Origin of the sequence: Cognatishimia sp. 1_MG-2023, assembly GCF_030548175.1 — a bacterium.
Classification (GTDB): Bacteria; Pseudomonadota; Alphaproteobacteria; order Rhodobacterales; family Rhodobacteraceae; genus Cognatishimia.
This window is the reverse complement of sequence record NZ_JAUORX010000003.1, coordinates 409,748-430,552: the sequence shown is the minus strand read 5'-3', so window position 1 is coordinate 430,552 and position 20,805 is coordinate 409,748. Positions and strand designations below refer to the sequence as shown.

Here is a 20,805-nt window from a genome sequence, read left to right as displayed (position 1 = left end):
GCGCTTTATAACAAAAATGGATCAACGGAAAGCGAGCAATTCGCCTTTTTTGTTGACCACATACAGCGTGCCACCTGCAACAACCGGGTTTGACGTTGCGCCACCCGGTATTTCGGTTGTTCGAATAAGGTCGCCAGACGCCGGATCAAAGCTGCGCAACTGGCCATCTGAGGATGCTACGACCAACTGACCACCCGCTAGAACGGGTCCGAAATGACCGAACCGACGAACTTGGCGCCTTGGTCTGTCTTTTACGAAATCAGGCAAACGCTTCGCCCAAATAATCTCGCCATTGCTGGCGTCGATGCGCACCAACTGGTTTTGCTCATTCACAAGAAACAGTGAATCGCCAGCAGGCCAAACAGGGCTAAGCGCGCCCTCTTCTGCTGTCCACTTACGTGCCCCAGTATCAAGGTCTAGCGCCACGAGGCGCCCAGAGTGGTTGGCGGCATAAACGGTTTTTCCAACGATCACCGGATCACCCGAAATATCGCCAACCGTTGATAAAGCGCGCCCAACACGTTGACCTTGAATGCCCGCATCCCAGAACCGCAGCCCGCCCTTGCGGAATGCAGCCTGCAATTCACCAGAGCCAAACCCAAAGATAACAAACTTATCAGAAACGGCAGGTGCGGATGGCACCTGTAGGTTATTCACATCTGGGCTAGAGGATAGCTGCCATTCGATCCGGCCCGTGTCGGCATCCAAGGCCCACGCTAGATCGTCGCCCGAAACGACATAGACCAAACCGCCATAGACTGTAGGAGAGCCGTTGCCGACAGCACCTAAACGTTGCTCCCAAAGAACTTCGCCTGAAGTTGGATCAACAGCCAGTAACCGGCCAAAACCCGTTGTGACATACAGCTTACCACCAGCAATGGCCAAACCACCGCCGGAGGCTTCGTTTGGCTTGTCACCAGCCGGTGTCATGTCGATCGACCAAAGCCGCGCACCAGACGTCGACGTCGCGGTCAGCGTTGCCGTGCTATCAACGGTAAAGATACGGCCATCGGCAACAATCGGGTCTGTCGAAATACGCTGACGACGTTTCTCGCCTTCGCCAATAGATGCGCTCCACGCCAAAGTTGGTGTAGCAGTGAGTGCAGGATGGCTTGTCCGGTATTTCGGCGTACCGATCCGATGCGTCCATTCCGCATTATTGGACTGGCCAGCAAGACGAATAGACCGTGTTTCTGATGGCAGCTCAATGACTGGCGCTTCGCCGCGTAGCTCTTCGCGTTTACCGGTCAAGATCACTTCGCGATCCGCGCAACCCGCAACGAGAGTGGCGACCACCGTCGCAATGATCCAATTTGAATGTGCCACGGCCCTGCCCTCCAGCATATGCGTTTATTGAGTTACGCTCAGCGACGGCAGGGTTTCAGGTTCCCCGCCTAGCGCTACAATCAACTGAGTTGCCCTTTGACGCAAGCCTGCCGTCACAGAGGCATCCAAAATGATGGCCTGCAACCGTTCAACAGCCGCGTCTGTATTGCCCTCGGTCACATCAATCAGTGCCAATTGCTCAGACGCCAACAAGGCCAATGCCTGACCGGGTTGCGCCATAAATTCCAAACGTGTGCGGCGTTCGTCAGCTGGAATTGCGTCAGCACCTAACATCAGGGACTTTAGCTCAGCGACATCACGATAAATCTGCGACGTTTCTGGGGCCGCTTTCAAAAAGGCATCCAAAGTTGCCGAGGCCGCCGCAGCGTCACCGCTGTTGGCTTGCTCAGCACTCAATAAATACTGGCGGACCACTTCAGATTCGCTTGCTTCAAGTGTTGCTGCTTGCAAAGCAGTCACGCGATTCGCAGATTCATCAGCGTCCAGCGCATTCAGCAATGCATCTCCAGTCGCCTGAGCCGAAGCAGATGTTTGCGCTTTTTGATATTCGTTCCAGCTTGCGCCGCCAACGATTGCTACAACGCCAACGACTGCGATCCAGCCGTAGCGACGCATCATTCCAAAAAGCTTGTCCCGGCGGACCTCTTCGGAGACTTCATCAATGAAACTGTCGGTATCGCTCACAGCTCACCCCCTAATTATTTCCGTCCCTCATAGCGCGAAGCCCTGCAAGTTCCAAGTCTTGCTGCAAAACAATGATACACTTGAATGTGTGTTGCGGAAAAACTAAACTAAACCGGACGGTTCAGAAAATTCAGTTACACCCATTGTAATTGGGCTATGAACATCTAATTGCTAAGGCAAACCCGCGAATACAAGGTCATCACCGATGCGAATTATCCCGCTTATTATCGCCGTTATCGTTTCGGCATTCATGTATTTCTTTATCATCGAACGTGACACGCTTCTTGCGGTTGCCTCAACCGACGAAGCCACCGAAGAAATGGAAGCGGTAGACGCCGTTGCTGAAACATCGCCTGAAACCACAAATGACGTTGTTCGTGTTGTCGCGATGCACTCAACAGCACGGCTCATTGATAGTGCTGTAGTTGTGCGCGGTGAAACAGAAGCTGAGCGTCAAGTTGACGTAATGGCAGAAACATCGGGTTTGGTTACTTCAGTTCCTCTGCGCAAAGGGGCATTTGTTGAACAAGATCAGATCCTTTGCGAAATTGACCCAGGCACCAGCGGATCAACACTGGCCGAAGCCGTCGCTCGTTTAGCAGAGGCACGCGCGGGCGTACCGACCTCAGCCGCCCGTGTCGAAGAAGCCAGCGCACGCCTTCAAGAGGCACGCATCAACGATAATGCGGCATCAAAGCTTTCCGCAGGTGGATTTGCCTCTGATACCCGTGTGGCATCAACCCAAGCAGCCGTTCGTGCCGCCGAAGCTGGCGTTGCCGCTGCAACAGCAGGATTGGAAAGTGCCAAGGCTGCCATTCAATCCGCCGAAGCCCGAGTCGCCTCTGCCCAAAAAGAGATTGATCGCCTGACCGTTCGTGCGCCTTTCGCTGGCATCTTGGAAACTGACACCGCGGAATTTGGTAGCTTACTTCAGGCCTCCGGCCCAAATGGCGCGCACTGCGCGACAATCATCCAGCTCGATCCTGTTAAACTGGTTGGCTTTGTTCCTGAAACAGAAGTGAGCAACGTCGAAATTGGTGCTCTTGCAGGGGCACGTTTGGCCAGCGGCGACGAAGTGCGCGGCAACGTAACCTTCATCTCCCGCGCAGCTGACCCAGCAACACGTACCTTCCGCGTCGAAGTCGAAGTGCCGAACCCAGACCTCAAAATTCGTGACGGTCAAACAGCAGAGATCATTATCGCGGCCGAAGGCGAGCAAGCACACTTACTGCCGCAATCGGCGCTAACCCTAAACGACGAAGGCATTATTGGCGTTCGTATTGTGACTGCGGAAAGCGAAGCAAAGTTTGTTCCAGTGGATACTTTGCGCGACACAGTAGACGGAATCTGGCTTGCAGGCCTGCCTGAAACTGCGGACGTGATTGTGATCGGCCAAGAATATGTCATCTCCGGCGTCCCTGTTGAAGCCAGCTATCAGGAGCATAACGAATGATTGGTGTAGTTGACTGGGCCGCTGAACGTGCCCGAATGGTCCTCGCCTTTATCGTCCTTTCACTGGCGGTAGGCGGATTTGCATATTGGAGCCTTCCAAAAGAAGGCGAACCAGACATCGAAATCCCGGCTCTCTTTGTTTCGGTACCCTTCCCCGGCATCTCGGCATCTGACGCTGAAACACTTTTGGTCAAACCGATGGAAACAGAGCTGTCCGATCTGGATGGCTTGAAAACGATGTCATCGACAGCTGCCGAAGGCTACGCAGGTGTCGCGCTCGAATTCGAATTCGGCTGGGACAAAACCAAAATCATGGCAGACGTGCGTGACTCCATGAGCACTGCCGAAAGCCAATTTCCTGCTGGCGCTGATAAATACTCCATCAACGAAATCAACTTCTCTGAGTTCCCGATCATCATTGTGAACCTCACCGGCCAAGTGCCGGAGCGTACGATGTCGATCGTGGCAGATCGTCTACAAGACAAGCTCGAAAGCCTCGACGCCGTTCTAGAAGCCGGGATCGCTGGTAAGCGCGACGAGATGCTTGAAGTCTTGATTGATCCGCTACGGCTTGAATCCTACAACGTAACCGCAGGCGAACTGATCAATGTTGTCCGTAACAACAACCAGCTGATTGCAGCCGGTGAGATCGAAACATCTCAAGGTAAGTTCGCGGTCAAAATCCCATCGAGTTTTGACGAGCCACGGGATGTCTATTCCCTACCCGTAAAAACCAACGGCGACCGCGTTGTCACGTTGGGTGACCTTGCCGAAATCAACCTAACCTTCGAGGATCGCACCGGAACAGCGCGCTTCAATTCGGTCAATACCGTTGCCCTTCAGGTCGTGAAACGCAAAGGTTTCAACCTGATCGACACCGCAGATTTGGTCCGCCAAACCGTTGAAGAAGCTTCTGCAGATTGGCCGCATGAGCTCAAGGCAGCGGTCGAAGTTGGTACATCAAATGACCAAAGCCGCATCGTCGGCTCCATGGTTGGCCAGCTCGAAGGCTCTGTTTTAACTGCGATTGCGCTTGTTATGATCGTTGTCTTGGCCGCACTAGGTACACGCGCTGCATTGCTTGTGGGCTTTGCGATCCCAACCTCGTTCCTCTTGTGTTTCGCCCTGCTCGCGCTGATGGAAATCACGATTTCCAACATCGTTATGTTCGGCCTAATCCTTGCGGTTGGAATGTTGGTGGATGGTGCCATTGTTGTCGTGGAATACGCCGACAAACGGATCAACCAAGGTGTTGGCCCGATGCACGCCTATGTCGAAGCGGCGAAGCGTATGTTCTGGCCAGTTGTGTCCTCAACCGCGACCACATTGTGTGCATTCTTGCCAATGCTGTTCTGGCCGGGTGTTCCGGGCCAATTCATGGGCATGCTCCCTGTCACACTGATCTTTGTTCTATCTGCCTCCTTGGTTGTGGCACTAATCTATTTGCCTGTTATGGGTGGTGTATCCGGCCGCTTAAGCCGTTTCTTCCACAACGCATCTGTAGAGCTACGCAAACGTGCGCCATGGATGGTTCGCATCGCCTTGGTTCCACCGTCACTCTTCGTGATTTTCCTTGGCGCCATGCAAATCTTGAACCCAACGTATCTGCTTGGGTCCGCAGGTGCTGCTGGTGGTCTCGCCCCGTTCATCGTTGGCTTTATCATCTTTATGCTTGGTGCCTTTGCGGCATCTATCACCGTAGACGCGGTTATGATCAGCCGCCGTGAACGTCGCATTAAAGTTGGCCGTCAGCTCTCTGCATTTGGGTGGTTCATCAAACTGATCGCGGGCAATCCGATCATGCCATTGGTTTCCATTGCTGCCGTAGCATTCTTTGTGGTTAGCGTCTTTGGATACTTTGGGGCCAACAACAAAGGTGTCGAATTCTTCGTAGAATCCGAGCCAGAACAGGCCATCGTTTATGTTCTAGCCAAGGGTAACCTTTCGCTAGAGCAAAAAGACGACATTGTTTCCCAAGCTGAAAAGATCGTTTTGGCCCATCCGGGTATCAAAACCGCATTCTCTTTTGCAGGCGAAGGTGGCCTAAACAGCAACAATGGAGGCGCGCAGCCGCCAAAGGATACCATTGGCCAAATCCAGTTAGAGACCATCCCTTGGGAAGATCGCCCAGACGCACGGGAGCCTTGGTTTGACATTCCACTAACCGGCATCACCGTAAACCGCGCGATTAAAGCTGCTGATTTTGATGGTGACCTCATCATCGACGAACTGACCGCTCAGCTTCAAATGATCCCCGGTGCCAAGATAGAAATTTTGGCAGCAGATCGTGGCCCGGCATCCGCCAAACCAGTTCATCTGCGCGTCAAAGGCGACAATTGGGAAGACCTACTGAACTCTATCAAGATCGCGCGCGACAAGTTCGACCAAACCGCTGGCCTGAGCCTAATCGAAGATACACGCCCCCTGCCCGGCATTGACTGGCAGATCGACGTGGATGTTCAAAAGGCCGGTCGTTACGGCGCAGATGTAGCGACCGTTGGTGCAATGGTTCAGCTGGTCACACGTGGCATCCTGCTCGACACGATGCGCGTTGACAGCTCAGATGAAGAAATCGACATCCGCGTCCGCCTTCCGGAAAAAGACCGCGTTCTGTCCACATTGGACACGCTCAAGGTCCGTACGCCTGATGGGCTTGTACCTTTGTCAAACTTCATCACACGTAAGCCTGTTCCGAAGCTCGCTGAAATCAACCGTGTCGATCAAACTCGTATCTTTGACGTCAAAGCCGGTATCGTTGCCGGTATGATGATAGCAACGAATGATGAAACTGGCGAAAGCGAGTTGATCAACGCTGAAACGTGGAAGGCCGACACCGACCTGCAAGACAGCTACACAGATCGCGGCTTTACGACTGTCCCGCTGACACCCGCTGCTCAGATCGCCGCCATCACAAGCTGGCTTGAAGAAGCGAAGCCTTTCCCCAACGGTATCGAATGGGAATGGACCGGCGACCAAGAAGACGAAGCTGAAAGCCAAGCCTTCCTTGCAAACGCCTTTTTGGGTGCACTTGGATTGATGTTCATCATCCTTCTGGCGCAGTTCAACAGCTTCTATAACTCGGTACTGGTTTTGCTGGCCGTCATTCTGTCGACAACAGGCGTCCTTATCGGGATGCTTGTGATGGATCAGGCCTTCTCAATCATTATGACCGGCACCGGCATCGTGGCCCTGGCGGGGATCGTTGTGAACAACAACATTGTTCTGATTGATACCTATCAAGAATACAGCCAGTTCATGCCAAGGATCGAAGCGATTGTTCGAACAGCTCAGGACCGCCTGCGTCCGGTTCTGTTAACCACAATCACCACCATGGCAGGCCTCGCACCAATGATGTTTGGCCTTAGCCTCGACTTTGTCGGCGGTGGCTATTCCATTGACAGCCCTACCGCGCTTTGGTGGAAGCAACTTGCGACGGCTGTTGTCTTTGGTCTTGGTATTGCAACGGTCTTGACCCTCGTATTCACGCCATCAATGCTCGCACTCCGCGTGTGGATCTGGACATATGTCAGCTGGGGGTTGCGCTTAATCGCACGTATCACTAAAGGTCGTGGTAGCCGAGCGGCCCAAGATTGGGCTTTGCGCCGAGCTGCGAAACAAATTAAAGCGCCCGAGATACTTTGGGAAGATGACCGAAAACCGATTGGTGACCTACCTGACAGTGATTCAGGTTTGCGCGCAGCGGAATAGACAGAGCGTCAAATGCACAAGACCGCACGAACAGCAAAGGCCGTCATGGATAACTTCCATGACGGCCTTTCTAGCTATGATTACACATGCATCATGAGTTGCTGGAATTTTCCGGCAGAGGTCGTCATGTCTAACCAAAAGTTGGTTATCCAATCGCCACGCGAACTGCGTAACGCTTTACGCGGAGTACATGGCTTTTACGCAACCGAAGGTGTCGCCAAGGTGATCGGGGAAACCGACCTCGTTCATCAAACGTCAGACGAAGAAGCACTATGCCTGTCAAAGTTCCGCGCATTTAATGCGCAGGGAGCCCTGCTCGCCCAATGGAACACCTCTTATCTGCTGCTTAATTGCCCACAGGGATGGCGGATCACCAAAGCCAACATCAGCGAACAAATCGCGACTTGGAAGTTCAGCGAGTCAGCCGCAATAGACAATTACGCAACCGCGCTCTCGTCATCGCTCAGCTGACGGTGCCAAAGCTGCGCATAGCGCCCTTCGCGTTCCAGCAAATCAGTATGCGTGCCCTCTTCGACGATAACGCCCTGCTCTAGCACAACAATTCTGTCCGCCTCAGCGATAGTCGACAATCGGTGCGCAATGGTAATCACCGTGCGCCCATGTCCAGCCAAAGCCAAGGCATCTTGGATCGACTGTTCTGTCTCAGTATCCAAGGCAGAGGTCGCTTCATCCAAAAGCAGCAGCGGTGGGTTCTTCAGCAAAGTCCGCGCAATACCTACCCGCTGCTTCTCACCACCGGATAACTTCAATCCACGCTCGCCTACAGTTGTTTCATACCCATCCGGCAAGCTCATGATGAAATCATGAATTTGCGCAGCTTCTGCCGCCGCTACAATATCTTCATAGCTCGCGCCATCACGGCCATAAGCGATGTTGTAGCGGATCGTATCGTTGAACAGCACAGTATCCTGCGGAACCACGCCAATCGCGTCGTGCAAGCTCTGTTGGGTCACGTCACGCACATCTTGTCCGTCAATGCGCAAAGCACCTGCCTGCACATCGTAGAACCGGAACAACAAACGCCCAATTGTCGACTTACCAGAACCAGAAGCCCCCACAATCGCCACGTTCTGCCCTGCGTCTACCGCAAGCGTCACCCCCTTTAGGATGGGCCGCTCTTCATCATAACCAAACTCAACATCCCTCAATTCGATCCGGCCACCATCAACCTTCAATGGTTTGGCGTCATCGGCATCTGAAATCTCGGCAGGCTGCTCCAGCAAATCAAACATCTCGCCCATATCAACAAGGCTCTGACGGATTTCGCGATAAACCGTACCCAAGAAGTTCAATGGCATCGTAATCTGGATCATATAGGCATTCACCATGACGAAATCGCCAACGGTCAAGGTCCCATTTTCAACGCCCATCGCGGCCATGACCATAACCACGACAAGACCACTTGTGATCAAGATAGACTGACCAACATTCAACCCCGCCAACGAATAGGCTGTCTTCAAGGCCGCGGCCTCATAACCTTTCATAGATTGGTCATAGCGTGCTGCTTCACGGGACTCGGCACCAAAGTATTTCACCGTCTCAAAGTTCAACAGACTGTCGATGGCCTTTTGGTTCGCGTCCGTGTCTTGGTCATTCATCTCCCGGCGCAATTTCACGCGCCATTCGGTGACCTTGAAGGTAAACCAAACATAGGCAGCAATCGTCAAAACAATGACCGCCAGATACCAAACGTCCAAAGCAAAATACAAAATGCCAGCGATCAAAAGCAGCTCTAGAATAAGCGGCCCAATTGAAAACAGCATAAAGCGCAGAAGAAACTCAACACCCTTCACCCCACGCTCAATAATCCGGCTCAAACCGCCCGTTTTCCGAGTGATGTGATAGCGCATCGACAAGCGGTGAATATGCTCAAAGGTTTCTAACGCCAACTGCCGCAAGGCACGCTGCCCCACCTTGGCAAAGATAGCATCACGTAGGTTCTGAAATGCCACGGCCATCAAACGTGCCATACCATAGGCAACAGTCAAACCAACCGCGCCCAACATCAGCGGAGACACACCCTCTGCGGCCAATACATTGACAACTTGTTTATAGATTTGAGGCACATAAACCGCGATGGCCTTTGATGCGATAAGCGCCAGCATGGCCAAGACGACGCGTTGCTTTACCCAAAGCTTTCCCTTCGGCCACAGATAAGGTGCAACGCGGCGAATAACGTTCCATCCAGACCGGTCTTTAGCCCGAGCCAGTTCCTCGTCTGATGCCGTCCGCCACTTTTGCATGATACTGCCCCACTTCCGATGCCCAGCCCATTGAACTAAACACCCAAACATCAGAAAGCCACCCCAAGGTGGCTGTATTCTTAGTTAAATAAAAGGATCAAAGGGGGCAACGACGCCCCCTTTTCCAAATAAATCACTCAGGAACGGTGAAAATCTGGCCCGGATAAATCAAATCCGGATTGCGAATGCGGTCTTTGTTTGCTTCAAAGACTTTCACATATTGAATGCCATCGCCGTAGCTTTCCTTGGCAATCGCCCAAAGCGTATTACCCGGCTGAACAGTCACCGCCACCACACGCTTTTCTGCGACCTCCTCAGAGGCAACCAGCAACTCTTCTTTTGGTTCGCGCTTAAAGGGCGTTTCAACGCGCGATAAAACCAAACCAGTTTCCGTTAGGTGGTCTACACGCAGCGTATAAACACCAGCCTCGATATTCGGCAATTCAGCGCGCCATGTGCCATCTTGCAAGATCGGTTCATCCGCCTTGGACACATTGTCCAGATAGACACGCGCAAAACCGCCAGATTTCGCACGACCGGAAAGCTGCACATTGCCCTCTTCGGAATAGCTGATTGCATCCAAAGCAATCGCATCCTGCACCTCTGGGCTTTGATCACTCGGCGCTTGCAACACGCGTGCACCCTCATTGTCTGAAATAATCACGGCCGGAGCAACGGGCTGCGATACAGCAGCAACTTCAACCGGTTCCTCGGTCACAACCACCTCTGGCTGCTCAGTTTCCTCAGGAGCGACAGGTTCAACAACCGCTTCGGCCACAACTGTTTCAGTTACCGGTTCAGGTGCCGCATCCTCAACAACCTCTGGCACAACCTCTTCAACCGCATCCGCGACAGAAGACGCATCTGCAATCACCTCAGTGGCAGCTTCTTCTACGGCTTCAACTGTTTCAGCCACCTCTGCAACAACCTCTTCGGCAACGACCACAGGCGTCGGCGCGACAATAACCGTCGCGTCAGAAGCAACATCGTCCCCATCAACGGACTGCACCAGGCTCAATACCCGCGCCGCATCACTTGGTTCCAAAGTGAGAAAACTCGCAAACTTGCCGTCGGCACCCGTCTCAGCCTCAGCGACCGACGCACCATCAAGCAAAATCTGAACCATGCCACCAGCGACACCAGCGCCAGCTATCAGAGTTGTTCCATCAGGCTCAACGCGTACAACATCAAAGCTTGGGCGGATCACTTCAGCCGCAACCTCTTCAGCGGCGACCTCTTCAACCACAGGCGCTTCAACAACTGGTTCCACCACCTCCGGTACTGCGACAACGTCATCTTTCGGCGCGACCGGTTGTGCCGCTTCAATTACAGGCGCGGCTGGCACCTCAGGTGGCTCGCGATCCAACACGCCCCCAAAATAAAGCCCCGCTCCGACAACGACGACAGCCGCCGCCCCGATGGTTGCAGTTGACCCAGACATCACTGATGCGAATTTACTCATGGCTGCCCTTTCCCCAGATTTTGGCAGTCGTTTTGATTGAGGCACACTACCAAGTTGGGTAACTGTGGTCAAAACAGCTTTAACCAGACAGAGGTTTTCCATGTCCAGCCCATCTATCTGTGTCTTTTGCGGATCACGTTCTGGCGCAAAACCGGCTTACGAAACTGCGGCCACAGAGCTTGGCCAAGCCATCGCCGCCCAGAACTGGCGCCTCGTTTATGGTGCCGGGGACGTTGGCCTAATGGGTGCTGTCGCCCGCGGCACCCAAGACGCCTACGGCAAAACCTTTGGCGTGATCCCAACACATTTGCTAAAACGCGAGGTCGGTAAAACCGACCTGACCCAATTCATCATCACAGAAAACATGCATGAGCGCAAAAAGCTGATGTTCATGAACAGCGATGCAATCGTCATGCTCCCCGGCGGTGCGGGGTCATTGGATGAATTCTTTGAAATCCTAACATGGCGTCAACTCGCCCTTCACGACAAGCCAATCGTCTTGTGCAATATCGAGGGCTATTGGAATCCCCTCCTCGCCCTGCTCGATCACGTCATCAGCGAAGGCTTCGCTGATGCCTCTATCAAATCGTACTTCAAGACATGCGACAGCGTCGAAGAAACCATCACATCACTGACGGCCGCGTTATAAGCCCGCCACTGTGACTTCCAAACAAAACAAAAGCCCCCAAGCATTGCTTGAGGGCTTTCTTAATTCGTAAACGAGCGAAACGCTCAGGCGTCAATATTACAGACGGCCTGCAACGTTTTCCCAGTTTACCAGGTTGTCCAAGAAGTTGGTCAGGTAAACAGGACGTTTGTTGCGGAAGTCGATGTAGTAAGAGTGCTCCCAAACATCGCAACCCAGCAGAGCTGTTTGACCAAAGCACAGTGGGTTAACACCGTTTTCAGTCTTAGTAACTTTCAAGCCACCATCGGTGTCTTTAACCAACCAGCACCAGCCAGACCCGAATTGGCCTGCGCCCGCTGCAGAGAATTCTTTTTTGAACGCGTCAACAGAACCAAAGCTCTCAACGATCGCTTTTTCAAGCTCGCCTGGCATTGCAGTTTTGTTAGGGCCCATCATTTCCCAGAATTGGTTGTGGTTCCAAAGCTGTGAGATGTTGTTGAAGATGCCGTTTTGCGCAACAGACGTCTTGTTGTAGGTGCCAACAATGATCTCTTCGAGGGTCTTGCCCTCCCACTCAGTACCCGCAATCGCTGCGTTACCATTGGTTACATAAGCGTTGTGGTGCAGATCGTGGTGGAATTCCAGCGTTTCAGCAGACATGCCGTGTGCAGCCAATGCGTCATGTGCGTAAGGAAGATCAGGAAGTTCAAAAGCCATGTCGGCCTCCTCAAATGTTCGTGCGGTCTCTCTGTCGCACAGATGGGAGTTTTTACACCCTAAGGTCAAGGGCAAAGCCCACAAAAACCTAAGTTTCACATAGAATAATAGGCTACCGCACTATCGGAATTCGCGGAACTTTTGAGCACATCAAAAGCATACCGCGCAACGGATCGGAAACAAATCACATCCACGGTGCCGTCTTCCGACATCCAAATCGCTGCTGGAACTTGCGCTAAACGCGTGCGACGGATGTCACCCGCGGCAAAGCCGTCAGTGGCAAAATCCACGGGCATGACTTTACCCAAAACATCCCGTACCTGCGCACCACTTACCTTAAACCGTGCACGCATGTCCGACACATCCTGAACCAGCGAATGAACGCCAGCCAATGCTTCTGTTAAAGTGGCCAAGCTCGCCGCAACATCGCCCTTTGGCATGAATACCAGCAATTCATCCGGCGACATCCAAGCCACGGACCGATTGTCGCCAAATGCAACCTTACGCACGTCAGGCACCGCTAGCCCAATCGCTGCCAACGCGGCCCTCATAGAAGCATCAGTCAAATCACCGCGGATAGCGATCATTCCACCAGCGGGTTGTTCTTCAACGCGAACAAGGCCGTTAAACTGCAAAAGTTCAGACATTCTGCTTCTCCCCGTCCTTGTCATAAAACACCGGATCAACAATCCGCGCTTTAATCGCTGGGCCGTCGATCTGCGCGACCTCAATCAACTCGCCCATCCGTTCCGGTCCATAGTGCACCAGCGCCATGGCGATACCCCGATCCAGGGTCGGCGAATAATAGGTAGAGGTCACGCGCCCCTGCACATTCCGCTGCCCATTTGCGTTGGAGCCCGCCGCAGGTACATACGCCCCATCCGGCAGCACCGACTTATCCAAGGTCTCAAGTCCCACCAGCTTCCAACGATCTGCGCTAACCATGGCAGGTCGCTCAAATGCACGCTTTCCAAGGAAGTCAGCCTTTTTCTTAGAAATAGCCCACTGCATGTTTAAATCTTGCGGAATGACCGTGCCATCGGTCTCATCCCCAATCATGATAAAGCCCTTCTCGGCCCGCATCACATGCAACGCTTCGGTGCCATACGGCATAACGCCAAACTCTTCGCCCGCGTCCAACAACGCGTGCCAAAGCGCCAAGCCCTGCCCTGCAGGCACCGCAATCTCGTAAGACAGCTCACCAGAGAATGAGATCCGATAAGCCCGCACATCAAACCCACCCAAGGTGCCATCGCGCCATTCCATGAATGGCAAGCCCTCTGCCGAGACATCCATGCCACCCAGTTTTTCCAACACATTACGGGCATTCGGACCAACCACAGCGATCTGCGCGTATTGTTCGGTGACATTGGCCACATAGACCTTCATGTCCCACCATTCGCACTGCAGCCAATCTTCCATCCAACCATGAATGCGCTCAGCACCGCCGGTTGTTGTGTGGCAAAGGAAGGTTTCTTCATCAATGCGCGCGACAACGCCATCGTCGATCAAGAACCCATTCTCGTTACACATCAGACCATAACGACATTTCCCAACCTTCAGCGTGCTCATCATGTTGGTGTAAAGCAGATCAAGGAACTTGCCCGCATCCGGCCCTTTGACAATCAGCTTGCCCAAAGTGGACGCATCCAGCATCCCCAGCGATTGCCGTGTTTGCAAAATCTCACGCTTAACAGCCGCCCCGCGAGTCTCATCCCCACGCGCAAAGCAATACGGACGCCGCCATTGTCCAACCGGTTCATAGACTGCACCGTTCGCGTCATGCCACGGCTGGATCGGCGTTTGCCGCACAGGCTGGAACATCGCATCCCGCGCCTCACCCGCAATCGCCCCCATTGAAATTGGCGTATATGGCGGACGGAAGGTCGTTGTACCAACCGCAGGAATAGGCGCATTCAACTGCCCAGCCAACGTCGCCAGACCATTGATATTGCTTAGCTTCCCTTGATCCGTCGCCATGCCAAGCGTGGTATATCGCTTGGTATGTTCGACACTTTCGTAGCCCTCTTGCGCCGCCAGCCGCACGTCAGAGACCTTAACGTCGTTCTGATAATCCAACCACGCTTTCGCTCGCAGTTTGGCACCCGCGCCCTGCGGCATTAGCCAAACCGGCTCTAACGCCGCTTCCGCTTCGCTTTCAGCCTTTGGAACCTCGACGCCAGCCGCAGGTTTGCCAACAGCCTCTGCCGCTGCCATTCCAGCCGCCACAGCATCGGCAATGACACCATCCAACATCATCGGCCCATTCGCCGATCCCGCTGGGATCACAAAACCATCGCCATTCTGATTGGTCGGCGGACGGGTCGTATCCGGCATAAACATTGCGCCTGCGTCGTCCCAATTCAACTTGCCACCACAATGCGACCACAGATGCACCACCGGCGACCACCCGCCAGACATCGCCACCGCATCACAAGCAATCTCTTCTAGAGCAGCGCCTTCACCAGCCTGCGCACAAATCGCAACGCCCGTCACACGCTTGCCGCCCTTAACCTTGGCAATGGCCTTACCGTTCTCCACACGAATGCCAAGCGCGCGCGCCTCGTCCGCCAAGGCGCCACCGCCTCCGGCTCGCGCATCCAAGATCACAGGAACATCTAATCCGGCCTGTTTCAAAACAATGGCCGTGCGATAGGCATCATCATTGTTGGTGACAACAACAGTGCGGTCACCAGCCGAAACACCGTAGTCCACCGCGTAATCCCGTAACGCACTCGCCAGCATCACACCTGGTATGTCGTTGCCCGCAAAGGACAAAGGCCGCTCGATCGCACCCGTCGCCGTGATGATCTGTCCCGCACGCACGCGCCACAGTCGATGCCGTGGTCCAGCGGCTTTTGGCGCGTGATCTGTCAGGCGTTCATATCCCAGAACATAGCCATGATCATAAACACCAGCACCCATCGTGCGATTGCGAAGGGTTACGTTTTTCATGGCCTTTAGGTCATTCAGCAACGACGTAATGTGATCAGCAACAGCGACCCCATCAACCGTGCCACCATCAACCGGTGCACGACCGCCCCAATGGGCCGTCTGCTCCATGACCAAAACCTTGGCCCCACCAAGTGCCGCCGCCTTTGCGGCCTGCAATCCGGCAATGCCACCACCGACAACAACAACGTCCACAAAAGCATAAAAATGCTCATAGGTATCCGCGTCCCGATCCTTTGGTGCTTTGCCAAGACCCGCCGACTGGCGCACAATCGGTTCAAACACATGTTTCCACGCAGCACGCGGATGAATGAAAGTCTTGTAATAGAACCCTGCAGGCAAAAACCGCGCCACGGCATTGTTCACAACACCCACGTCAAATTCCAAGCTTGGCCAATGGTTCTGCGACGTCGCCGTCAGCCCATTGAACACCTCAGTCGTTGTGGCGCGTTGGTTTGGCTCAAATGATCCACCTTCGCCCAGATTAACCAAGGCATTCGGCTCTTCAGCACCGCTGGCAATCACGCCACGTGGACGGTGGTATTTAAACGAACGGCCCATCAACATCTGATCATTGGCCAACAACGCAGCCGCAAGGGTATCCCCTTGAAAGCCTTTAAAACGTTGACCATTAAAAGAAAACTCAACCGATTTGCCGCGATTGATCAGGCGGCCGCCTTTGGCAAGTCTTGTGCTCATATCTTGGGCTCCTGCGTATATTGAGCTGCCGGAGCCTCCGGCGGGAGTATTTTGGGAAAGATGAAGATCATGACGCCCCCCATTCCCACGTGGGCCGCTTGGCGCGAATGGCGTCTTGAACGTGTTTCGGCGGCTCGTGCGTTTGCGCCGAATAGGTGCCAAAGATTTCCAAGGTCATCGTGCATCGCGCGGCCAGGAAATACTTTCCACAGCCATTCGCATGCCGCCACCGTTCAAAATGCACACCCTTCGGATTTTTGCGCATGAACAAGTAGCTCTCAAAATCCTGATCCTCGGACCCCGGACCAAAGCGTTTCAAATGCGCCTCGCCCTCGGCGTGAAATTCCGTTTCTTCCGCAGATACGCCGCAATAGGGGCAATTCAGTAATAACATCTCTTAGCTCCCTAATGCGCCACGCCAGCGGCCACGCTTTCATCAATGAACCGACCTTCGATAAAGCGTTCCATGCCAAATTCAGCAGACAGCGCGCCCGGTTCACCCTTGGCGATCAATTCAGCCGTAGCCCAGCCGCCGCCCGGAATGGCCTTAAAGCCGCCCGTGCCCCAGCCTGCGTTGATAAAACAGTTGCCCAGTGGTGTTTTACCAATGATCGGTGAACGATCCCCGGTTACATCCACAATGCCGCCCCACTGACGCAGCATTTTCAGCCGTGACAACATTGGGAAGGTTTCCACCAAAGCCCGCACGGTTTCTTCGACGTGATGAAAGGATCCGCGTTGGGTGTAGTTGTTGAAGCCATCCGTTCCGCCACCAATCACCATCTCGCCTTTATCGGACTGGCTTAGGTAGCCATGAACGGTGTTGGCCATCACGACGACATCCATGCATGGCTTGATCGGTTCAGACACCAAAGCCTGCAGCGCCACGCTTTCCATCGGCAATCTGAAACCTGCCATGCCAGCCAAAGCACCAGAGTTCCCGGCGACCACCAATCCCAGTTTCTTACAATCGATCGCGCCTTTGGTCGTATCTACCCCTGTCACGACGCCACCCGCCGACCGCACGCCAACCACTTCGCATTGCTGAATAATATCCATACCCATATCGGAACAGGCCCGCGCATAGCCCCAAGCCACCGCATCATGACGCGCGGTTCCGCCGCGCTCTTGCAGCAATGCCCCAAGCACCGGATAGCGCGGCCCGTCAATGTTCATGATCGGGCAAAGCTCTTTGACACGCTGCGGGCTGATAAACTCTGTTTTCACACCCTGCAAAGCATTGGCCTGCGCCGTGCGTTGATACCCGCGCACTTCATGTTCGGTCTGCGCAAGCATCATCACACCACGTGGAGAAAACATGATATTGTAGTTCAGATCCTGCGACAGTGTCTCGTACAAGGATCGCGCTTTTTCGTACAAAGCCGCAGAGCTGTCTTGTAAATAGTTCGACCGGATAATTGTTGTATTACGTCCGGTGTTACCCCCACCAAGCCACCCTTTTTCAAGGATCGCCACATTGGTAATGCCAAAGTTCTTACCCAGATAATAGGCCGTCGCCAAACCATGCCCCCCAGCCCCTACAATAATGACATCATAGGATTTTTTCGGATTCGGAGAACGCCACGCCCGTTCCCATCCGCTGTGAAAGCGGAGGGCCTCGCGGGCAATGGCAAAGGCGGAATAGCGGCGCATATGCATATCCATTCTATGTCTTGTCCGCCCATCTGGCCAAATTCCCAGAATTCAGCCTTGTTCAAACCGGCTGTTTGATCGTCAGTTGCGACATGCAGTCACAAAAACGTTTCGCCCTTTCTTGCCGCCGCACATAGCGCTACATCAAACGCATACGAAAAGGAGGACAGGATGCTGTTCTGGATCATCGCAGGGCTTTTGGCCGCCATCGTTGGGACGTTTCTGGGCGTGACTATGTTGCGTGGCGGTGCAAATAGCGTGCCACCTGCGGCATATGATTTGCAAGTGTACCGTGACCAGCTCAAAGAAGTTGATCGCGACCTTACCCGCGGCGTTCTCCCCGAAACAGATGCAGAACGTGCGCGTATTGAAATATCGCGGCGCATCTTGACTGCTGACGCCCAATTGAAAAAAGGCAGTACAGATGGCGGACAACCCAAGGGTTTAGGCAAAACCATGGCTGCTGCCTGTTTTGCATTTCTGCTGCTTGGCACCATCGGCATCTACAGCCAAATCGGTGCCCCAAGCTACGAAGATCAACCGCTTCAAGACCGGTTTGCAGCCGCCCAGAATTTACTGGCCTCCCGCCCATCACAGGCCACACGCGAGGCCCAGCTCCCTGCATTAAAAGAGCGAACCGTCGATGAGAATTTTTCAAACCTAATCAAAGAGCTACGGATCAAAGTTCAAGAAAACCCAAACGATCTACGTGGCCAAGAACTACTGGCACGTAACGAAGCCACCCTTGGCAATTTTCGCGCCGCATACGAAGCACAGGAAAAGGTAATCTCCCTTAAGGGTGACGCCGTTCGTGGCAACGATTTTACGCAGCTTGCTGATCTGATGATCCGAGCCGCTCAGGGGTATATCTCTCCCGAGGCTGACATTGCCTTACGCGAAGCCATGGCTCGCGATCCCAATGACGGTTTTGCCCGTTACTACATGGGCCTGATGCTTACCCAAAATGGACGCCCCGATATGACCTTCCGCGTTTGGCGTGACCTGCTTGAAGAAGGTCCAGAAGCCGCCCCGTGGATCCCCCCCATTCGCGCGCGCATTGATGACCTCGCTTGGATTGCTGGCGTCAACTACACAGCCCCTGCACCGCGCGGCCCCTCTGCCGACGACATCCAAGCCGCCGAAGAGCTAAGCCCAGAAGATCGCGCCGCTATGATTCAATCCATGGTGGCCAGCCTATCTGACCGTCTCGCAACAGAGGGCGGCACCCCAGCTGAATGGGCGCAACTCATATCGGCCTATGCCGTATTAGGCGAAACAGAACGCAGCCGCACCATCTGGACAGAGGCGCAAACTGTCTTTGCCGACAACCCACAGGCCCTTGCCACCGTACAAGCCGCCGCCACACAAGCTGGACTTTAACAATGACCGACAACCTTATTGACAATATTGAAGAAAACGTCGGTTCAATTCCGCAGATGCAAGCACTTATTGGCTTGGATTTGGGCACCAAAACAATTGGAGTCGCCGTTTCTGATGGGCTGCAATCCGCAGCAACACCATTGGAAACTGTCAAACGGAAAAAGTTCGGTGTTGATGCCGCCCGCTTGCTGGAAATTATCGCGGAACGTAACGTTGGCGCTATTGTCCTTGGCCTGCCCCTTAACATGGATGGCAGCGAAGGCCCCCGTGCACAATCAACCCGTGCCTTTGCCCGCAACATGGCGAAATTAACCCCTCTGCCAATTATATATTGGGACGAACGCCTTTCTACCGTCGCTGCAGAACGCGCCTTGCTAGAGGCCGACACCAGCCGCAAACGTCGTGCAGAGGTCATTGACCATGTCGCGGCGAGCTATATCTTGCAGGGTGTGCTTGACCGGCTGGCACACTTACGGCGCGCATAAGGAAGCTATGGTGAACAACGAAACCAATCCACCTGTCTGGAAACGTGCAGAGATCGAAAGCCCCTGCATCAACATCTGCGTCGTCCACCCAAAGGAACGTATCTGTACAGGTTGCTTCAGAACCATAGAAGAAATCTCGCGCTGGTCCAAAATGCCAAACGAAGAGCGTGCCGAAATCATGACGGACTTACCAACGCGCGCCTCACGCCTAAAACAGCGCAGAGGCGGCCGTTCTGCCCGGCTAAAATCGTCCAAATAGCGATAACTCATCGCCAGACGAACCACACAAACAGAACAAAATAATATCGCGACCAACAAAGTTGACCGCGATACCTTACACTTTTCGGACTTTTATTAAGCAGTCGCTTCCAAAGGCGTATACTCAACAACAACGTTGACGTCAGCCGCTTCAAGCGTGCCAAAGGCATCCTTAACAAGCGCCACCATCACACCATCCACAAAGACTTGCGCATCGCCAGCAGTAGACGCTTCGGCGATCGTCACAACACCGGGCGCATCCTCTGGCGCTACAACGCTGATAACGTCTTCACTGTCGTCATAGTCTTTGATCACCGGTACATCCGTACCGTTCACCCAAATACCAGTCCGGAACTCATCCGCCCCTTCTTCGCCCAACGCTTTATCGCCGCTGCCAAGTAGGATGAAGTCATCACCAGTACCACCACGGATCGTATCCGCATCAGTTTCATCAGGCGCCATAGCATCAAATGCCTCCTGATCATCTTCAAAATAGCCGATAATCAGATCGTCACCTGCACCACCGCGGATTGTATCGGATCCAGTTTCACCATCTAGGATGTCATTACCTTCACCGCCGTGCACATTGTCATCACCGCTACCGCCAAGCACAAAGTCATTGCCTTCGTTGCCATCAACTTCATCGTCACCCGACGAACCAGTGATCAAATCGTTGCCACCAGCGCCGTCAATTGTGTCGTTCCCAGATTCGCCAATGATAATGTCGTGACCGCTGTCGCCATCAATCACATCTGCGCCTGAACCGCCAAGAATACCGTCGTGCCCGCCGCTACCATTAATGGTATCTGCGCCATTACCTCCGTCGATAATCTCGTCCAACGGTGTACCAACCAACGTATCAGCTAGATCTGTACCGACAATGGTATCATCAAACGAAAACTCGTCTTCTGGCTCTTCAGGATCGCTCGGATCACCTGGCAAATCAGGTGTAATTTCCGGCTCTTCAACCTCTGGAGCGCTACTGTCTTCATCGTCATCCAATTGTGTGTAGATAAACGATCCCAGGGCAAATACACCCAATAAAAGAAAAATTTCCATCGGAATGACCTTCCAGTCTTATAATATCATATTAACGGCATACGCTCAAAATAGAGC

Annotated in this window: 17 protein-coding genes; 7 read left to right on the top strand and 10 right to left on the bottom strand. The window is 53.6% G+C overall.

The genetic code is table 11. The features are described 5' to 3' along the window. Positions 1-21: 21 nt before the first annotated feature. A complete protein-coding gene (locus tag Q4544_RS07465) occupies positions 22-1,326 on the bottom strand; it encodes a PQQ-like beta-propeller repeat protein (RefSeq protein WP_303504914.1) in 1,305 nt (434 codons plus the stop codon). Positions 1,327-1,350: 24 nt separating this feature from the next. After that, entirely contained in the window at positions 1,351-2,031 is a 681-nt protein-coding gene (locus tag Q4544_RS07460; RefSeq protein ID WP_303504913.1) for a hypothetical protein, read from the bottom strand. 205 nt (positions 2,032-2,236) lie between these two features. Between Q4544_RS07460 and Q4544_RS07455 the strand changes: the two genes are divergently transcribed. Genes Q4544_RS07455 through Q4544_RS07445 form a run of 3 tightly spaced genes read left to right on the top strand, consistent with a single transcriptional unit; the run spans position 2,237 to position 7,662 of the window. Next, the gene (locus Q4544_RS07455; protein WP_303504912.1) at positions 2,237-3,484 is read left to right on the top strand and encodes an efflux RND transporter periplasmic adaptor subunit; all 1,248 of its coding nucleotides are present in this window, start codon (positions 2,237-2,239) and stop codon (positions 3,482-3,484) included. After that, positions 3,481-7,191, top strand: coding sequence for an efflux RND transporter permease subunit (locus Q4544_RS07450; RefSeq protein ID WP_303504911.1), 3,711 nt, complete (start codon positions 3,481-3,483; stop codon positions 7,189-7,191). Before Q4544_RS07455 ends, Q4544_RS07450 begins: the two co-directional genes overlap by 4 nt. A 12-nt stretch (positions 7,192-7,203) precedes the next feature. Continuing rightward, the gene (locus Q4544_RS07445) at positions 7,204-7,662 is read left to right on the top strand and encodes a hypothetical protein (RefSeq protein WP_303504909.1); all 459 of its coding nucleotides are present in this window, start codon (positions 7,204-7,206) and stop codon (positions 7,660-7,662) included. Here the strand turns inward: Q4544_RS07445 and Q4544_RS07440 are convergent. Beyond that, positions 7,629-9,455 carry an ABC transporter ATP-binding protein/permease gene (locus Q4544_RS07440; RefSeq protein WP_303504907.1) on the bottom strand — a complete coding sequence of 609 codons (1,827 nt, stop codon included), beginning with the start codon at positions 9,453-9,455 and terminating at the stop codon, positions 7,629-7,631. The genes Q4544_RS07445 and Q4544_RS07440 overlap by 34 nt on opposite strands. A 133-nt stretch (positions 9,456-9,588) precedes the next feature. Continuing rightward, positions 9,589-10,917 (bottom strand): LysM peptidoglycan-binding domain-containing protein, encoded by a 1,329-nt coding sequence (locus Q4544_RS07435; RefSeq protein ID WP_303504905.1) that lies wholly within the window; start codon positions 10,915-10,917, stop codon positions 9,589-9,591. Positions 10,918-11,017: 100 nt separating this feature from the next. Between Q4544_RS07435 and Q4544_RS07430 the strand changes: the two genes are divergently transcribed. After that, positions 11,018-11,566 carry a TIGR00730 family Rossman fold protein gene (locus tag Q4544_RS07430; RefSeq protein WP_303504903.1) on the top strand — a complete coding sequence of 183 codons (549 nt, stop codon included), beginning with the start codon at positions 11,018-11,020 and terminating at the stop codon, positions 11,564-11,566. A gap of 96 nt (positions 11,567-11,662) precedes the next feature. Here the strand turns inward: Q4544_RS07430 and Q4544_RS07425 are convergent, their stop codons facing one another. From Q4544_RS07425 to Q4544_RS07405, 5 genes are all read right to left on the bottom strand, one after another. Then, positions 11,663-12,262: a superoxide dismutase gene (locus tag Q4544_RS07425; RefSeq protein WP_303504901.1), complete on the bottom strand. Its 600-nt coding sequence runs from the start codon at positions 12,260-12,262 to the stop codon at positions 11,663-11,665. 95 nt (positions 12,263-12,357) lie between these two features. Then, positions 12,358-12,909, bottom strand: a complete 552-nt coding sequence (locus Q4544_RS07420) for a sarcosine oxidase subunit gamma (protein ID WP_303504899.1) — start codon at positions 12,907-12,909, stop codon at positions 12,358-12,360. Then, complete coding sequence (locus tag Q4544_RS07415) at positions 12,902-15,913, bottom strand: sarcosine oxidase subunit alpha family protein (protein ID WP_303504897.1); 3,012 nt, start codon at positions 15,911-15,913, stop codon at positions 12,902-12,904. Before Q4544_RS07415 ends, Q4544_RS07420 begins: the two co-directional genes overlap by 8 nt. A 67-nt stretch (positions 15,914-15,980) precedes the next feature. Then, entirely contained in the window at positions 15,981-16,307 is a 327-nt protein-coding gene (locus Q4544_RS07410) for a sarcosine oxidase subunit delta (RefSeq protein WP_303504895.1), read from the bottom strand. Between the two features lie 11 nt (positions 16,308-16,318). Then, complete coding sequence (locus Q4544_RS07405) at positions 16,319-17,566, bottom strand: sarcosine oxidase subunit beta family protein (RefSeq protein WP_303504893.1); 1,248 nt, start codon at positions 17,564-17,566, stop codon at positions 16,319-16,321. 171 nt (positions 17,567-17,737) lie between these two features. Here Q4544_RS07405 and ccmI point away from each other — a divergent pair, with 171 nt between their 5' ends. Genes ccmI through Q4544_RS07390 form a run of 3 tightly spaced genes read left to right on the top strand, consistent with a single transcriptional unit; the run spans position 17,738 to position 19,690 of the window. After that, a complete protein-coding gene (gene ccmI, locus Q4544_RS07400) occupies positions 17,738-18,946 on the top strand; it encodes a c-type cytochrome biogenesis protein CcmI (protein WP_303504892.1) in 1,209 nt (402 codons plus the stop codon). 2 nt (positions 18,947-18,948) lie between these two features. Then, positions 18,949-19,431 (top strand): Holliday junction resolvase RuvX, encoded by a 483-nt coding sequence (ruvX, locus tag Q4544_RS07395; protein WP_303504891.1) that lies wholly within the window; start codon positions 18,949-18,951, stop codon positions 19,429-19,431. A gap of 10 nt (positions 19,432-19,441) precedes the next feature. Next, positions 19,442-19,690, top strand: a complete 249-nt coding sequence (locus Q4544_RS07390; RefSeq protein WP_407063034.1) for a DUF1289 domain-containing protein — start codon at positions 19,442-19,444, stop codon at positions 19,688-19,690. 95 nt (positions 19,691-19,785) lie between these two features. On the opposite strand, the gene Q4544_RS07385 is transcribed toward Q4544_RS07390, so the two are convergent. Further along, positions 19,786-20,748 (bottom strand): calcium-binding protein, encoded by a 963-nt coding sequence (locus Q4544_RS07385; protein WP_303504890.1) that lies wholly within the window; start codon positions 20,746-20,748, stop codon positions 19,786-19,788. Between the last annotated feature and the right edge of the window lie 57 nt (positions 20,749-20,805).

What these genes read in the sequence shown, in the direction of transcription:
- ruvX (WP_303504891.1), top strand. Translation starts at nt 18,949, where the DNA reads ATGACCGACAACCTTATTGACAATATTGAAGAAAACGTCGGTTCAATT.
- Q4544_RS07435 (WP_303504905.1), bottom strand. Translation starts at nt 10,917, where the DNA reads ATGAGTAAATTCGCATCAGTGATGTCTGGGTCAACTGCAACCATCGGG.
- Q4544_RS07430 (WP_303504903.1), top strand. Translation starts at nt 11,018, where the DNA reads ATGTCCAGCCCATCTATCTGTGTCTTTTGCGGATCACGTTCTGGCGCA.
- Q4544_RS07450 (WP_303504911.1), top strand. Translation starts at nt 3,481, where the DNA reads ATGATTGGTGTAGTTGACTGGGCCGCTGAACGTGCCCGAATGGTCCTC.
- Q4544_RS07440 (WP_303504907.1), bottom strand. Translation starts at nt 9,455, where the DNA reads ATGCAAAAGTGGCGGACGGCATCAGACGAGGAACTGGCTCGGGCTAAA.
- Q4544_RS07410 (WP_303504895.1), bottom strand. Translation starts at nt 16,307, where the DNA reads ATGTTATTACTGAATTGCCCCTATTGCGGCGTATCTGCGGAAGAAACG.
- Q4544_RS07420 (WP_303504899.1), bottom strand. Translation starts at nt 12,909, where the DNA reads ATGTCTGAACTTTTGCAGTTTAACGGCCTTGTTCGCGTTGAAGAACAA.
- Q4544_RS07405 (WP_303504893.1), bottom strand. Translation starts at nt 17,566, where the DNA reads ATGCGCCGCTATTCCGCCTTTGCCATTGCCCGCGAGGCCCTCCGCTTT.
- Q4544_RS07455 (WP_303504912.1), top strand. Translation starts at nt 2,237, where the DNA reads ATGCGAATTATCCCGCTTATTATCGCCGTTATCGTTTCGGCATTCATG.
- Q4544_RS07385 (WP_303504890.1), bottom strand. Translation starts at nt 20,748, where the DNA reads ATGGAAATTTTTCTTTTATTGGGTGTATTTGCCCTGGGATCGTTTATC.
- Q4544_RS07415 (WP_303504897.1), bottom strand. Translation starts at nt 15,913, where the DNA reads ATGAGCACAAGACTTGCCAAAGGCGGCCGCCTGATCAATCGCGGCAAA.
- Q4544_RS07425 (WP_303504901.1), bottom strand. Translation starts at nt 12,262, where the DNA reads ATGGCTTTTGAACTTCCTGATCTTCCTTACGCACATGACGCATTGGCT.
- Q4544_RS07445 (WP_303504909.1), top strand. Translation starts at nt 7,204, where the DNA reads ATGCACAAGACCGCACGAACAGCAAAGGCCGTCATGGATAACTTCCAT.
- ccmI (WP_303504892.1), top strand. Translation starts at nt 17,738, where the DNA reads ATGCTGTTCTGGATCATCGCAGGGCTTTTGGCCGCCATCGTTGGGACG.